General features: G+C 47.2%; 14 protein-coding genes. 8 read left to right on the forward strand and 6 right to left on the reverse strand.

What is annotated here, in order from left to right; all coding sequences use genetic code 11:
- Nucleotides 1-17 precede the first annotated feature (17 nt).
- Nucleotides 18-254, reverse strand: coding sequence for a DUF1659 domain-containing protein (locus V512_RS13990; protein ID WP_099830178.1), 237 nt, complete (start codon nucleotides 252-254; stop codon nucleotides 18-20).
- An 806-nt stretch (nucleotides 255-1060) separates the two neighbouring features.
- Between V512_RS13990 and V512_RS13995 the strand changes: the two genes are divergently transcribed.
- Complete coding sequence (locus V512_RS13995) at nucleotides 1061-1372, forward strand: helix-turn-helix transcriptional regulator (protein ID WP_099831060.1); 312 nt, start codon at nucleotides 1061-1063, stop codon at nucleotides 1370-1372.
- A gap of 436 nt (nucleotides 1373-1808) precedes the next feature.
- Nucleotides 1809-3236, forward strand: a complete 1428-nt coding sequence (locus V512_RS14000; RefSeq protein WP_099831061.1) for a hypothetical protein — start codon at nucleotides 1809-1811, stop codon at nucleotides 3234-3236.
- A gap of 761 nt (nucleotides 3237-3997) precedes the next feature.
- Here the strand turns inward: V512_RS14000 and V512_RS14005 are convergent.
- Nucleotides 3998-4378 carry a four helix bundle protein gene (locus tag V512_RS14005; RefSeq protein ID WP_099831062.1) on the reverse strand — a complete coding sequence of 127 codons (381 nt, stop codon included), beginning with the start codon at nucleotides 4376-4378 and terminating at the stop codon, nucleotides 3998-4000.
- Nucleotides 4379-4533: 155 nt separating this feature from the next.
- Between V512_RS14005 and V512_RS14010 the strand changes: the two genes are divergently transcribed.
- Both V512_RS14010 and V512_RS14015 read left to right on the forward strand, forming a co-directional pair.
- On the forward strand, nucleotides 4534-5739 hold the full coding sequence (locus V512_RS14010; RefSeq protein WP_099831063.1) for a hypothetical protein: 1206 nt from the start codon (nucleotides 4534-4536) through the stop codon (nucleotides 5737-5739).
- A 25-nt stretch (nucleotides 5740-5764) separates the two neighbouring features.
- Nucleotides 5765-6499: an ATP-binding protein gene (locus V512_RS14015; RefSeq protein WP_099831064.1), complete on the forward strand. Its 735-nt coding sequence runs from the start codon at nucleotides 5765-5767 to the stop codon at nucleotides 6497-6499.
- A 169-nt stretch (nucleotides 6500-6668) separates the two neighbouring features.
- On the opposite strand, the gene V512_RS14020 is transcribed toward V512_RS14015, so the two are convergent.
- On the reverse strand, nucleotides 6669-7034 hold the full coding sequence (locus V512_RS14020) for a four helix bundle protein (protein WP_099831065.1): 366 nt from the start codon (nucleotides 7032-7034) through the stop codon (nucleotides 6669-6671).
- A gap of 216 nt (nucleotides 7035-7250) precedes the next feature.
- On the opposite strand from V512_RS14020, the gene V512_RS14025 reads away from it, so the two are divergent.
- The 4 genes from V512_RS14025 to V512_RS14040 all read left to right on the forward strand — a co-directional run bounded on the left by V512_RS14025 (nucleotide 7251) and on the right by V512_RS14040 (nucleotide 9998).
- A complete protein-coding gene (locus V512_RS14025) occupies nucleotides 7251-8033 on the forward strand; it encodes a hypothetical protein (protein ID WP_099831066.1) in 783 nt (260 codons plus the stop codon).
- A 647-nt stretch (nucleotides 8034-8680) separates the two neighbouring features.
- On the forward strand, nucleotides 8681-9106 hold the full coding sequence (locus V512_RS14030; protein WP_099831067.1) for a hypothetical protein: 426 nt from the start codon (nucleotides 8681-8683) through the stop codon (nucleotides 9104-9106).
- Between the two features lie 15 nt (nucleotides 9107-9121).
- Entirely contained in the window at nucleotides 9122-9553 is a 432-nt protein-coding gene (locus tag V512_RS14035) for a helix-turn-helix transcriptional regulator (RefSeq protein ID WP_099831068.1), read from the forward strand.
- Between the two features lie 79 nt (nucleotides 9554-9632).
- A complete protein-coding gene (locus V512_RS14040) occupies nucleotides 9633-9998 on the forward strand; it encodes a protein-export chaperone SecB (RefSeq protein WP_099831069.1) in 366 nt (121 codons plus the stop codon).
- A gap of 531 nt (nucleotides 9999-10529) precedes the next feature.
- Here the strand turns inward: V512_RS14040 and V512_RS14045 are convergent.
- From V512_RS14045 to V512_RS14075, 3 genes are all read right to left on the reverse strand, one after another.
- A complete protein-coding gene (locus V512_RS14045; protein ID WP_099831070.1) occupies nucleotides 10530-10805 on the reverse strand; it encodes a hypothetical protein in 276 nt (91 codons plus the stop codon).
- 1176 nt (nucleotides 10806-11981) lie between these two features.
- Nucleotides 11982-12257: a hypothetical protein gene (locus V512_RS14065; RefSeq protein ID WP_099831074.1), complete on the reverse strand. Its 276-nt coding sequence runs from the start codon at nucleotides 12255-12257 to the stop codon at nucleotides 11982-11984.
- Nucleotides 12258-13675: 1418 nt separating this feature from the next.
- Nucleotides 13676-13972, reverse strand: coding sequence for a nucleotidyltransferase family protein (locus tag V512_RS14075; RefSeq protein WP_099831076.1), 297 nt, complete (start codon nucleotides 13970-13972; stop codon nucleotides 13676-13678).
- Nucleotides 13973-14128 lie beyond the last annotated feature (156 nt).

Here is a 14128-nt window from a genome sequence, read left to right on the forward strand (position 1 = left end):
TTACATCAATACGTCTCTTAATCGATCGGTCCGAGGGTCTGGGTTTCAACTAGCTTGATATCGGCGATGATGTAATCGGTGAGGCTCGCGATGTTATATGCTGCGTCATAAGCCTCCTGCGCAGTCATTGCCGAATCGACCTTGAGAGTCTGTCTCGAGAGGACTGGTTTGTCGTCCTCGATGACACCGGTATCCCAGGTGATCGAGAGTGACTTCTCAGTACCTACTACCATTACAGTTGTGCCAAGTCCCATGAAAATTCCTCCTTGTTCTAGAGGCCGGGGTCAGAGGTAAGGGGGTTAGGGGTTTGAAAGATCTTACCCACCCGCTACCACGTTCCCGCAACCTCCGTTTTTTTATTCGTGGCCACGTGAGATGAATATATATCACCGGGTCAAAAATCTCCAAGCTCAGGTGAAAAACACCTGACTTTGGCTCTGGAATTACGGGAATGTATAATCGGAATGTGGAAGCAAAGGCTGGTTTCTCGCGAGTGACGGCCGTTAATTCTAAGAGCGGTTCGACACGAAAAGAAAAAAGAAAGACGATGAAAGAACAAGAAATAGAATCAAAGAAATCGAGCAAAGAAAATAATCAGATCTAATCAGCAATAATCATGAATAATAAGCTGTATTTGAAAATCGCTCCGGTCTATCAATACTGAAAAGCTCATTAAAAGTTATTGACAGCGTTTGTGAGAATGAGATAGAATATATACAACCTGTTTTGATTGACTTACGGAGCTTATGGAGGTTCTTCAAAATATGGATAGTTTTGAAAAAACTGCTTTTATCTTTTGTTCTCTTTGTTTAAGGGTTTCTTTCTTGAAGAACTCAACTTCAGGTTTGTCCCCGTAGAATGACATTGGAATTCCTGACTGCACAGGAAACAAATCCGTGCGAGTTTCAAGCATACTACTGCGGTTCAAAGCTAAAGACAGTCCGGTAATATCAACATGAATATGAAGAGATGATTTGAAGTATATCGAAGGCTTCTAAGCCGTCGCATTCAGAAAATAGAGTTCTGAATGAACTGCTTCCATGCAGAGAGGAGGTGATTTATGGGCAACCTGCGCGATGAGAGGATCATGAAGCAGCTTAGCCAGAGGGAGCTTGGAGAGGTGATCGGGAAGGACCAGAAGTATATCTCCGAGGTCGAATTTGGAAGGATAATTCCCTGTTTCCAGAAAGCGGATACGCTTGCCCGTTTTCTCGAGGTTCCGGTGGAGAGGATCTTTCCCTGTTTCACGAGAACTTCCCGCTTTCCCGGCTACAAGGATATCATGTATCTCTACAGTCTCGGGTATGACATAGGGGTATATGAGAACGTTCTGAGAGAACTAACAACGAAGGAGGCACAGTATGACTTATGAGAAAAGGTCCACCGTCAATGGTCCATCGTCCAAAGATCCGCTCTGGTCGCTTGCTAGGAGACGTTCACCGCTTGGAAGATCAATGCAACAATAAGAACAAGATCCCGTGCAGAGACATCACGGGATGACAGAATGAGGCCATTCAGGGATTATTAGCTTTCATGATTTGCGTCATTCTGACAAAGCTCCTGGTCAGAATCTGGTTCTGATCTTGTCGGCGAACAAACACTTAATATTGGGCAATGAAGTATGAATTGCTTTTCGGAGCGAATAGCGATCAGCGAAAAGCGGTTCTTCATAGCGCTCAGCGGGTTCATCGCTTTTAAGCGATCAGCGGTTCTTACGCAACTAACAACTTGGCACTTGCAACTGATTTTCCCTTGCAACTTGCAACTCAGAACTTGCAACTGAACTAATGAAAGGAAGGTGATTCGCCATGAATCCGGCAGTAAAAAACGAGAACGGACCTCTGGCAGGAGATCCGCTCTCAAGAAACAAATGTAACAACACCCAACTAAATACTACCACTTTCAAACGGGAAAGGTCTAATTCTGTTTACCCTTTTTGCAACAGTGATATTACTTCGTCAATTCCCGCAGAAGAAGCGTCAGGAATAGGACAGAATTTCTCTTGTCCATACATTTCCAGGCAATTAGCTCCTGAGAAATCGGAGAACGGAGAACGGCTGACGGAGAACCGTCACCCGTTCCCCTTATCCTATTCCCGAATCAAGGTCTTCATCGAATGTCCTCACAGGTTCTATCTCCGTTATTTTGAAGGCCTGCCAGAAGCTCGGGGAGAGGGAAGAAAACATAACGCTCTCATCTTGAGGGCGGTGTTCAACGCTTATCTCGGTAATTCTCCCACTCCCCTTCTCTTTGGAGAGAATCTCAAGAGGGATATGGAGCAGATAGAGTTCGGAGTTCAATTCCTCAAGAGCAAAGAGGTTCTTGCTCTCAATATCCCCTTCGCTCTGGACAGATTCTCCAATCCAATACCCTTCGATGAACCGGAAGTCGTGTTTAGGGGAGTAGCGCAGGCGCTCTATGAGGAAGAGCGGAAAGACGTCCCTCGTCCTTCGTCCCAGAGCGTGGACCCGTCCTTCGCGAAAAACCATGAAGCGGACTTCTTCGTTTCTCATCCCGAAAACGAAGCTAAAAAGAGCCTTGAATCTGATTTTCTTGGTCTTTCGGAGGACGGAGGACCGGGGACGGTCAACCAGGCACTTACCCTCTGTCACTTCAAGGCGGGGTTTGGCGATCCCGACTGGGAGAGGCTTCTTATATACGCCTGGGCTCTATCGAGAGTGGGATATAACATAGGCAGGATCGAATGGGTCTCTCTTTCTGCGGGCGCTTCCTTCTCGAAAGAGATAACGAAAGAGAACCTCGAAGAGGCGGGAATCAATCTATACGCCTGGATAAACCAGATCCTTCAGAGCGACTTTAGTCCTGAAGCCGGAGACCACTGCTCTTACTGCCTGTATCATTCACTCTGTCCTCTCATGGAGAAGCTTGGAGAGGATCTCACGATAAGTGACAGTGATTCTTTGAAGAAGACCCTTCAGAAGACAGTCGCCTTTCAGGAAGGAGCGAAGAAGATGAAGAAGCTCGCAGATGAATTCATAGACAGAGAAGGGATAGGAAAGGTGGAGCTAAGTGGCTATGAATACGCGAGCGATGAGGCTCCTACTCAAATAAGGCTTCTGGATAGAGAGGCTGCGCTGGATACTGTCGTAGGGCTCCCCGATCCATTCAAATTCATCACGTTCAAGAACCTTTCGGAGCTGGTCGACTATCTTCCAGAAGAAGCCTACGAGAAGAAAGAGAAGCTGAAGCCGGTGAGGAGATTTCGAAAGGCCTGACGGCGTGGTTGCAGATAGGGGGTAGCGGGTACGTGTGTGCCAAGAAGGCGAAGAAGGAAACTTCTAGCCATGCTTAATTGAAGATGAGGGAGGGCCCCTCGAAGCCGCCATGCAGGTGGAGGCTTCAAACCACCGTAAGCTGCTTTGGTAAAGAGCCATGGTAGTGAACGTTACGNNCCAGAGGAGACGAATACAAGTGAACCGCCGTGAACGTGTCGTAACGACCTTTAGTGTCATCAAAACCGGGAGGACCAACTATCCCGGGATAAGTCTGGAGGAAACCTGCTTACTGTCCAGATGGTGACCGGCATACAGGTGGCGTGACCCTGGTACAGGCTTCGATTAGGAACTTGGGAACCTGGATCTGGATGTTAAGGGAAAAGCCGCAAGTGGAAGACCCACGAGGGTGAAAGTACCGATGCCAGATTCAGGGGCGGAACAGTCCGTAGTAGTGATGAAGCTCCTGTAATGGGAGTGGAGCGAAGGGACTGTGTTATCCAGTTTTGTAGGTTAGTCAACCAACTCTGTGCAGACAACCGAAAGGGAGGAACTGTGAACAGAGGGAAGGGAAGTGCTAACAGACAAAATGAGGTCGTATGACATCTCCTTTGTACACTGGACAATGGGGATATTCTATATGGCTGGATAATGGGAGCCGGATGAATCGAGAGGTTCAAGTCCGGTTCTGAGAGAGCCTGGGGGTGAAATCCCCCCGGGCTACTCACCAAGATCCTTGGACCTACCCCAAGAGAGTTAACGGTTCACCGTTGACCGTTCTCCGAAGTGGAAGGAGCAAGTGATTTCGAAAGTTTCCAGAGCATGCGGTTAATGCGTTCGGCACTCTGTTCAATAGTTTCAAGAGTCTCTTTGTCGATATAGCCGAATTCGAACGAAAGTTCCAACTGAGAAACTGTTTCATTGAGAGAGCCTCTGGCCAGGTACAGGAAATGAACGAATTCCTTCCTGTATTGGCGGCCGGCACCTTCAGCAATGTTAGACATAACGGAGACTGCGGCTCTGCGAAGTTGAGAAACCAAAGCGTATCTCTCTTCCTCCGGAAAAGTTGAGGTAACTGAGTAGATATCCCTTGCGAAGTCCTTGCTCAACTTCCAAACCTCGAGGTCCTTGAATCTGAAAGCCATCATCACACCTCCCGATGATGATGATAGCAGAAGAACCTTTAGCAGTCCAAGTTAAGCGGTTTATCGAGAGGAAAAAGAGCGGTTAGGCCATTGACCTGGCTCTTTCGGAGAACGGCGAACCGTTGACTGACAACTATTTCTATGGAGGTTTTCGTATGAATTACATAGAACTTATAAACAACTTCTGGATAGCGAACAAGATACACAAGTTCAACTCTCTCGAGACGTCTCTTTATTTCTTCATACTCGACTATGCGAACAACGCGAGATGGCCCGAGAGTTTCATAGTTCCAAACGGGATAGTTCAGAGTGTGTTCGGCTGCACCAGGGACCAGCTCATAAGGGCGAGGAGAAAACTGTGTAAATTCGGTCTGTTGGCGTATGAAACGGGTGACCGACATAACCCGGGAAAATACACAGTAATTGCGCACCCGACACCTACCCGTGACCTACCCGAGGCCGACACAAGACCTACTCAAGACACACCACCCTGCGCGGTTGCGAAAGCGTCTGTTCATGAACAAGAGAACAGCGTCATTAGAGATGAGACCATACCCGAGACCTACTCTAGGCCTACTGGAGACCTACCGGAGGCCTACCCGACGCCTGCTAGTAATATAAACAAAACTAAACTAAAGAAAAGTAAAGTAAACAAAACAAGAGAAAAAAACATTCTTTCTCCTTACGGAGAAACGAAAGCTTTGCTTTCGCAATCAACGGAAAAAGGGGTTAAGAATGAAGAGAAAGAAGAGATTTCTGAAGTCGCAAAGAAAGTCTCTCTTGTGCAAACAGAGTTGGATAATGATTCGCAAGAGCTCATTTCCGGAGACACTCCTCCCGGCGAAATGGCCGTTTCCGGAATCAAATCGAACGGGAATGAACAATTGCGTCAAGGCGAAGGCGGACCTCCGGAAGAAGTGCAGGCGGAAGGTTGTCTGATTGTTCCGCTGTTCGAGAAGAATGATCCGGACAGGGAAGATGGAGAGCAAGAGGATCTCTCCTATCTCGACTCCTGTTCGAGGTACGAGAGAGACGTTATGGAAACATGGGAGGCGATAATAGGGCCCTTCGAGAGGGAGTGGATTCCTCTCCTGAGAGAAGCCCTCAATAAATGCTATCCCTCCCAGATAAAGACTGCGATCATAGCTATAGACAGATCGAAACACGAAGTACTCGAAGAGATAGGCTTCGAATATCTTATGCAGCCTCTTCTAAGGGGCGCATTCGGAAGGAGAGCGAATAGAAATGGAAGAAAAGATTGGAGCGATTCTGGATCGTTTAGAGATCCTATCGAAAAGTTCAAGAATCCCGCAAGAGAAAGACCCAAAACACTCGAAGAACTCCTCAAATACACGGTATAGCAAAGACGAGGCGATAGAAGAGTGCATGAGGAACTGTTCCGGTCCGGAGAAGTGCCCTTACGGGGGATATATCATTTACGCGAGCGAAGACCCACAGTACAGCGACCTCATGTACGAGTGCTCGATATACAGGGAATTCAGAAGGGTAAAGGAGAACATGGAGAGGCTGATAAAAGTTCTTCCCAAGGGACTTTGGGAGAGAAGACTGGACAACTTCATCGCTGAAGATGAAGTGACTGAAAGGGCGCTCGACCTCTCGAAGAAGTACGTGAGACACAGGGCGTGGAAGATAGGATCGAACTTCGTCCTTTTGGGAGGCTACGGAACCGGAAAGACTCACCTCGCGGCGGGCATAGCGATAGAAGCGGTGAATATGGGAGATACGGTAGCCTTCATAACGGCTCCGTCTCTGAAGATCGGAGACTTCAAGACGATCTCCGAGAAGATACAGGAGTGTTCGGGGGTTGACCTTCTCGTTATTGACGACCTCAGCAACGAGACGGAAAACAAGATGACCACAGACAAGATATTCGAACTGATAAACCACAGGTATGAACAGGGAGCGGGAACTATAATAACCTCCAACCTGAACTTAACTGATTTCGATGGAACCGTTGGAGCCAGGATCTTCAGCAGACTGGGCGAGAGGACCGCGATCATGCGGCTAGAAGGAGTCAAGTCCTACCGCGAGAAGAAGAGGGAGAGGTATGTGGCATGGACGAGAGATCCGCTGGAAGACCAAAGACCCGCTGATCGCTGAACGCTGGGTAGAGCATGGACCCGCTGGGAAGATCAAGGATCCGCTTGTCGCTGAACGCTAGGTAGAGCATGGACCCGCTGGGAAGATCAAGGATCCGCTGAGCGCTGAACGCTGGGTAGAGCATGGACCCGCTGGGAAGAGCCAAGAGCGAAGAGCTTGGGAACACTTCTCAGTCGGGCGAGACTTTGAGACTTGAGATTAGCCTGTTGAGCATTCTGTGAAGTCGATCAGCAGTTTCACGGAGTTCTTCATGAGTCTCTTGATTTATGTAACCGAGCATCTTTGACAATTCAAGCTGGGTTATGACCTCTCTGAGAGAGCCTTTGGAGAGAAAGAGGAATTGTGCATATTCCTTTTTGTGCTGTCTCCCTGAGCCTTCAGCAATATTGGAAGGAACGGATATTACGGCTCTCCTAAGTTGGGAAGATAGGCCAAATTTCTCATATTCAGGGAACGAAGAGACTGTCTGATAGACATCAAATGCAAAGGCCATGCTGAGTTTGTAGACGTCGAGTTTTTCGTAAGAATAGGTCATAAGCTCACCTCCAGGATTATGGTAACACCGACTAGCTAAGGAAAACGAACAGCATATTGTTGAATGTCTTTGTTCTGAATCTTTGACATAATGCACATTTTTCGTTCTCAGCGGTCTTTCCAGCGATCAGCGGGTTTTCCGCTTTCAAGCGTGCAGCGGATTTTAAGCAACTTGCAACTCAGAACTTGCAACTATTTCGACGAAAGGAGAAATATCATGGAAGACAGAATAACCAAGACGATGGCTCTGCTTCTGGATGGAAGTTGGAAAGAAGCGGGCAAGCTTTATCGCGAGATAATAAACGATCTCTCAAAGAAGGAGAGTGTTTCAGAAACAGTTCTAAATGGAGAAAGTAGTCAATGCGCTTCTGAGGCTGAGAAAGGCGTATCAGTTGCGAGCGAGTTCGAAAGGTGGGTAACTCTGAACGAAGAAGAGCTGTGGGATCTGGGGCATATCGCTTATCTCTTCGATGACACAGAGACTGCAGAGTCTCTCATTGAAGAGCATTATTCCAGGAAACCGAATGACATAGAAGGAATGGTCTTCCTCGGAAAGATCTACAAGAAGCGAAAGAAGCCTTACAAATCCGAACTTATGTTCAGGGCTGCACTCTCGGAAGACAAAGACAACATGAAAGCTGTGGAAGAGCTTGTTTATCTCTATCTCGATACTGACAGGCCTCTCGATGCCCTCGCATGGGCTCAGAAGCTGCTGAGGCTCGATCCCCGGACTCCGAAAAGCTACTTTCTTGCAGGCAAGGCACTCGAGAACCTTGACAAGCCAGAGCAAAGCAGAAGATACATCATAGCAGGTATGATCCTCGATCTCTCCAGCTCCAGAGGAGGAAGCTTACAGAACTTCTACGAAGACAAACTCGGCGAATCGATCACCATTGCTGATCTATTCGAGGGGAAGGAGATTATTGAGGAATGGGTGGGAAAAAATCAGCACACCATTGCAGGTACGCAGCAGGTGACCGAAGCAAACCCTATTCAGTAGATGCTTTCCGGAGAATAGCAAACAGTCAAAGGGTAACATGTTCGTTTTGCCATTGCATATTCACATAGCTGAACCGAAGCCGGGCGCCCGCCCGGCTACTTCAATTATCTATCATTGGGACAAACGTCTTCAGTTCAGAACGATCTCTTCTTGGTAAAGAAATTCGACAACAGTTTATGAAATGTATATCTGACATCGTTGGGATTTATTCCGTAAGTCGTAGGCAGGTTTTGGTTCTGCTGATGAATTCTCATGTGAACTGAGGCGAACTATGCCCGTCTGCTTAAACAACTTTCGATACTAAGAGAAAGTAGATCAACTGGCCCGGCTACAGATATTAACTTGCGAATATCTCGCAATAAGAAAGTGCTTTGTGCTTGTTGCAATCAATGGAACTTAGTGAATATTCAAGGTTTCTCGCGAAGAGAAAACCAGTTGCAGAGGAAATGTTGAAGTCCAACTAACCAATTATTCTACATCCAGAGATCAACTCAAGAGGATTACTTAAACCATCCCGAAAGCTCATGGAAATCATTTGATATCGCGAGCAATGCCTTATTAATTGACCCAAGATGGTTGTAACGAGTAATAATCGTTACGGATCGTTCTTACAATAATACAACTTATAAGTTATAAATAGAGGTAAGATGGAGAGAAAGATCGATGTCTTATCCGACGAAAGAATGCAGAGGGAATTTGACAAGTACGTAGGAAAGAATCCCTCCAGAAAGAAGGATCTGATAAAGAATAGGTTTTTGCTCACCGAGCTGCTGGAGAAGGCGGGGGAGAATTATGTGAAAACGGAACTTGCAAAACCGCGAAGATCTTCCCGCCTGGAGGTTTTCAGACGTACGGAGACCAGTTATTCAATATACTCTCTTCATCTTACAGAGACGAAGAGGAATGATCCAGAAAACGCAAGGATTCTTTTCTGCTTCTTCAATGATAAGAAGGTTATCGTTTATCTTGTCTTCTTTGATGAGTCCGATGAAAAGTATGAGAAGGCGATCGAGAGACTGAAGTCGCGGATTTGTGAATGGACCGGTCGGGGATTCAATGTATGCAAGTTTTAGGAGGTGTAGTTTTTTATGTTTTCATGGGGTGAAGGCGATAGAAAGAGAAGAATGAATACTGAAAATCCAGAGCCTGTGTTCAAGAGAGACAGCGAACTGTTGTTAGAGTCGGCAGACGATGACACGAGATTTGAGTTGAACTTGATTGGAGTCATGACGGATATTTCTGCAGCTCTCATTAACTATCGGGCGGATAAATCCCTTTCACAAAAGGAGCTGGCAGAAAAACTAGAGTGCAGCCAGGCAATGATCTCGAAGATCGAAAGTGGCGACTATAACTTTACAATAAGAAAGCTTTTTGACGTTGTCAACAAACTCGGAGGTCGTGTATCTCTTGAGATTGACTTCAAAGATGATACTTCGATTCCAGATTCTTCTGAAGAGCGAGTCTCAATATGGGAGTACGTTGGCAATCAAAGCATCAAAGGGATGAAGAATAGTGCCTGAGCCAGTGAATGCCGAGTTCCGTTTCTTGGCGCACAGAATTTCTGATTTTTCGTTTACTCTCCAGGAGGGGGTCAAAAACATGTCAATTTCGCTGGACCTGCATGATCCAGAGCTTGAATATGGGCGTGCCGATAACGGTTGCCTCCTCGGCTTGTTGTCTCTCTCAGTCAAAGTCAGGGGTCGAAGCGGAAGAAAGATGGCTTTGAAGCTCGATGCAACAATCAAGGGTAGGTTTGAAGCTCCCGAGAATATGGAAGACAAAACATTCGAAGACTTTTGCATGATTAGCGGGACCGCAACTCTGATCCCTCTTCTTAGGGCCGCTATTATCTCTTTCACTTCGCAGGCTGGAATGAATCCCCCTATAAGAATACCTTTGATCAATGTGCCTCAGTCACTCTCAAAAAACACCTTGTCAGAGAAAAAAGAAAAGAATAGGGAATAATCTGATCAGTATTCTTCTGTGGTCATATCAGCTAGCTCGCCTTCATCGAACATCTAGATTGATCATATGATATAGCCAGAGGATATTTGTATTGAAGAAAGCAGCTGCTAGCGCGAGGCTTCCCGGAGAAAACCGCTCGAAATCAGCGTGGAATCCTATGATAATTACTGCTGATTAGGGACTCGTCTACTTGAGACCGTCTTTCGCCAGAATATGGCGACACTGAAAATCAAACCCCGCTGTACAGGGCAGCCGCCAGTAGAGGCCCTTCTTTCAGAAGGATTTCATTTTTCTCATGAGACAATAAACAGAACCCACAAAAGAACACTCCAAATCGAGTGTGGGGCCATTGAGATACTTAACGAATCAAGCACGTGGTGATTTGAAAATGCGGTGGTACGTCCTCCCTTCTTTTCCATTTAACACTTCTTCAGCGTCTTTCAGAATTTGTGCTGTCAAACTCGATTGTATTCATTACAAGAACAAGGGCCCTTTCGGGCCCTTGACTAGATTGGGTAGGGGTTTTATCTTTTAGAGCTGTGCTGCTTTTCCAAATCCTCTGCCGAGTCCCGGTCCCTTTTCGCCAGAGGCGCCGTGCCTGTAGCCTGTTCCGTCCTGGGCATTCTTCAGTTCTCTTACTCCGTCATTCGGGCAGTTGTCATTTATTCCGTCGCCGTCTGCATCCACAAAGTTCTCACAGGTTGTGGGATCCTGAACTCTCTGCATCGCTTTCGTTCCGTAACCTACTGCCAATGACATTCCACCGATCAGAAGAACTGCAATCGTAATTAACATTATCTTTTTCATCTCTTACACCTCCATTTGATTTTTGGTACATTCTCAGTCTACGGCCAGTTTCTTAGAGCCCGCTTAACGGCCGCTTAGAGGTTGCTTAGAGAACGTGGTTGCGGATAGGGGTAGGGGGTCCGAAAGACCCAAAGATCAGTTGCAAGAAAAAAGTGAGAGGCGAGGCCGACTTCGTCGGGAAGTGATGCTGCTTCGCACGAAGCCTCTCAGGTCAACCGCCATCGGTCCACCGTCCTCCGAGGAAAACTCGTTCTTCGTTCCAGAGCGAGGACCTGTTATTCGTGAAGAACGGTTCTTCGTTCCGACGCTACGCGTCCAGGTTCTTGGTTCTTCGTCTAGGATTCCGTCATTCTCGTGAATTGTCATAAGAGAGAAAGTAGAGAGTATAGAATGAGGGTAGAGGGAGTAGCCAGTCGTCATTCCAAAATGATTCAGAATCCTGCTCCTAAAAATCGCAGTACGCTTAGGAGCAAGGACCCGCTGAAGGCTGTACGCTGGGTAGAGCATGGACCCGCTGGGAAGACAAAAAAGAGCCGCTGAAGGCTGCGCGCTGATGAAAACCACGTTGACCGTCATCGGTTCTCCGTTCTCCGAAATAGATCAGTTGCAAGTGCCAAGATGAAAGTTGCAGCTATAGAGCAAAAAAACTCAAGTTCCGTCTGAACTTCTTTCAGCAGCACGTTTCTTCGATATTAACAGTCGGGAAAGAACATTCTCAAGAGCGTTGCTTCGAGGAAAAAAAGAGAATTCAATAACAACTGTGTTATCGCGTGCAATGCACAGACTGCCACATTTGAGATACATGTTATCGATACGGGGTCGAGCTCGGAACTTGTTTCAGAACAAACACTTCCCACCGCAAGCGGGGATTCAAGATCAAGAGCAAAAGAGAGGTTCATCGTTCCCACGCTTCGCGTCCAGGTCCATGTTGAAGGGGGCAAAAGACGTAAGAGACCGGAGGGAAGAGGTAGAAGAGCAAGTAGATCTTGCCTTTCTAACCTCTAACCTCATTCATGTCATCTCTACGGCGTTTAGTTTCGCAATCAGATTCGAAATGAAAGCCCAAGGCGGAAATGTAGACCGACGAATTTCTGACGTCTATTGTCTTCGATTTTGTTATCATAAGAACAAGGGCCCTTTCGGGCCCTTGACTAGATTGGGTAGGGGTTTTATCTTTTAGAGCTGTGCTGCTTTTCCGAATCCTCTGCCGAGTCCCGGTCCCTTTTCGCCAGAGGCGCCGTGCCTGTAGCCTGTTCCGTCCTGGGCGTTCTTCAGTTCTCTTACTCCGCCATTCGGGCAGTTGTCATTTATTCCGTCGCCGTCTGCATCCACAAAGTTCTCACAGGTTGTGGGATCCTGAACTCTCTGCATCGCTTTCGTTCCGTAACCTACTGCCAATGTCATTCCACCGATCAGAAGAACTGCAATCGTAATTAACATTATCTTTTTCATCTCTTACACCTCCATTTGATTTTTGGTACATTCTCAGTCTACGGCCAGTTTCTTAGAGCCCGCTTAACGGCCGCTTAGAGGTTGCTTAGAGAACGTGGTTGCGGATAGGGGTAGGGGGTCCGAAAGACCCAAAGATCAGTTGCAAGAAAAAAGTGAGAGGCGAGGCCGACTTCGTCGGGAAGTGATGCTGCTTCGCACGAAGCCTCTCAGGTCAACCGTCAACGGTCCACCGTCCTCCGAGGAAAACTCGTTCTTCGTTCCAGAGCGAGGACCTGTTATTCGTGAAGAACGGTTCTTCGTTCCGACGCTACGCGTCCAGGTTCATGGTTCTTCGTCTAGGATTCCGTCATTCTCGTGTATTGTCATAAGAGAGAAAGTAGAGAGTATAGAATGAGGGTAGAGGGAGTAGCCAGTCGTCATTCCAAAATGATTCAGAATTCTGCTCCTAAAAATCGCAGTACGCTTAGGAGCAAGGACCCGCTGAAGGCTGTACGCTGATGATCAGTTGCAGGTTCTCAGTTCCGAGTTGCAAGCTAAAGACCCGAAAGCAAAAACGTCACAGTCGTCATCCGAAATTGATTCAAAATCTCGTTCCTAGGAAGCGTACAGCTGTTCTTAGATGCGAGATCCCGTGCAGACCCCCCAAACAGGAGCATTTTGGGGCAGGCTCTACGGGATGACAAAGTAAGGGATTGACATAAGGAGTACTCGGGATGACGGCCTTAGGTTATTTGGAGAACAACGCATCCCGTCATGCTGAACTTGTTTCAAAATACTGCTCTCAAGGTTTTTGGAACCTGCAACCTCGGTACTTCAAGACCAGATCCCGTGCAGACCCATCACGGGAAGACAGTCCTTCACGTCATCCTGAAGTGCTCCTGTTCAGGATCTGGGCTTGGGTCTGAGCGAAGGACGGGTCCATGATCTGGGACGAGTCACGAAGGACGGTTCTCCACAGCGATCAGCGGGTTCCCCGCTTTTAAGCGCACAGCGGTTCTTACATTCGAGATCCCGATCAGTTTCATATCGGGATGACAAAGTAAGGGATTGACATAAGGAGTACTCGGGATGCAGGCCTTAGGTTATTTGGAGAACATCGCATCCCGTCATGCTGAACTTGTTCGAAAATACTGCTCTCAAGGTTTGTCGAACCTGCAACCTCGGTACTTCAAGACCAGATCCCGTGCAGAAGCATCACGGGATGACCCTGAACAGGAGCATTTCAGGGCAGGCTCATTGGGGCAGGCTTTCTGGGCAGGCTTACGGGTGATGAAGTAAGGAGTTTGTACGAGTGACATGGGGTGATAGTCTTCTTTTGCATCGCGTCATTCTGAGATGATCCTGCTCAGAATCTCGCTCTTCTTGTGAGTGAGCGGTTCTTAGGATCTCTTCGATATGTTTCTCAGCGTCATCTGGTCTCATGATATGTATTTGACCTCGCATAAGACCCGATCTTCATAGTCTTTTCTTAGTGCTTTGCGAGTTACCAGATCGACACGCTTTTCAAGCAATGATGCGAGATCGTTCTTAAGCCTTATGAACTCGAAGAGATCAGGAGTCTGCTCGAAATCGACAAGAATGTCGACGTCGCTGCTTTCAGTCTGTAAATTTCTCGCGTAGGAACCAAAGACTCCTATGGTTTTCACCTTGTACTCCAATTTAAGCTCTGATAGCTTTCCGGAGAGCTTTGAAAGAATATCTTCCAGAGTGTTCATACTGTTCCTCCACGATTAACATTGTTCTAGGCCAATTATAGCATTGGCGGACTTAAGTCCCGCTTCGCGGGGGAAGAGCCGCTGAAGGCTGTGCGCTGATGAAAACCACGTTTCTTCGATACTAACAGTCGGGAAAGAACATTATCGAGAGCGTCG

Origin of the sequence: Mesotoga sp. Brook.08.105.5.1, from assembly GCF_002752635.1 — a bacterium.
GTDB lineage: Bacteria > Thermotogota > Thermotogae > Petrotogales > Kosmotogaceae > Mesotoga.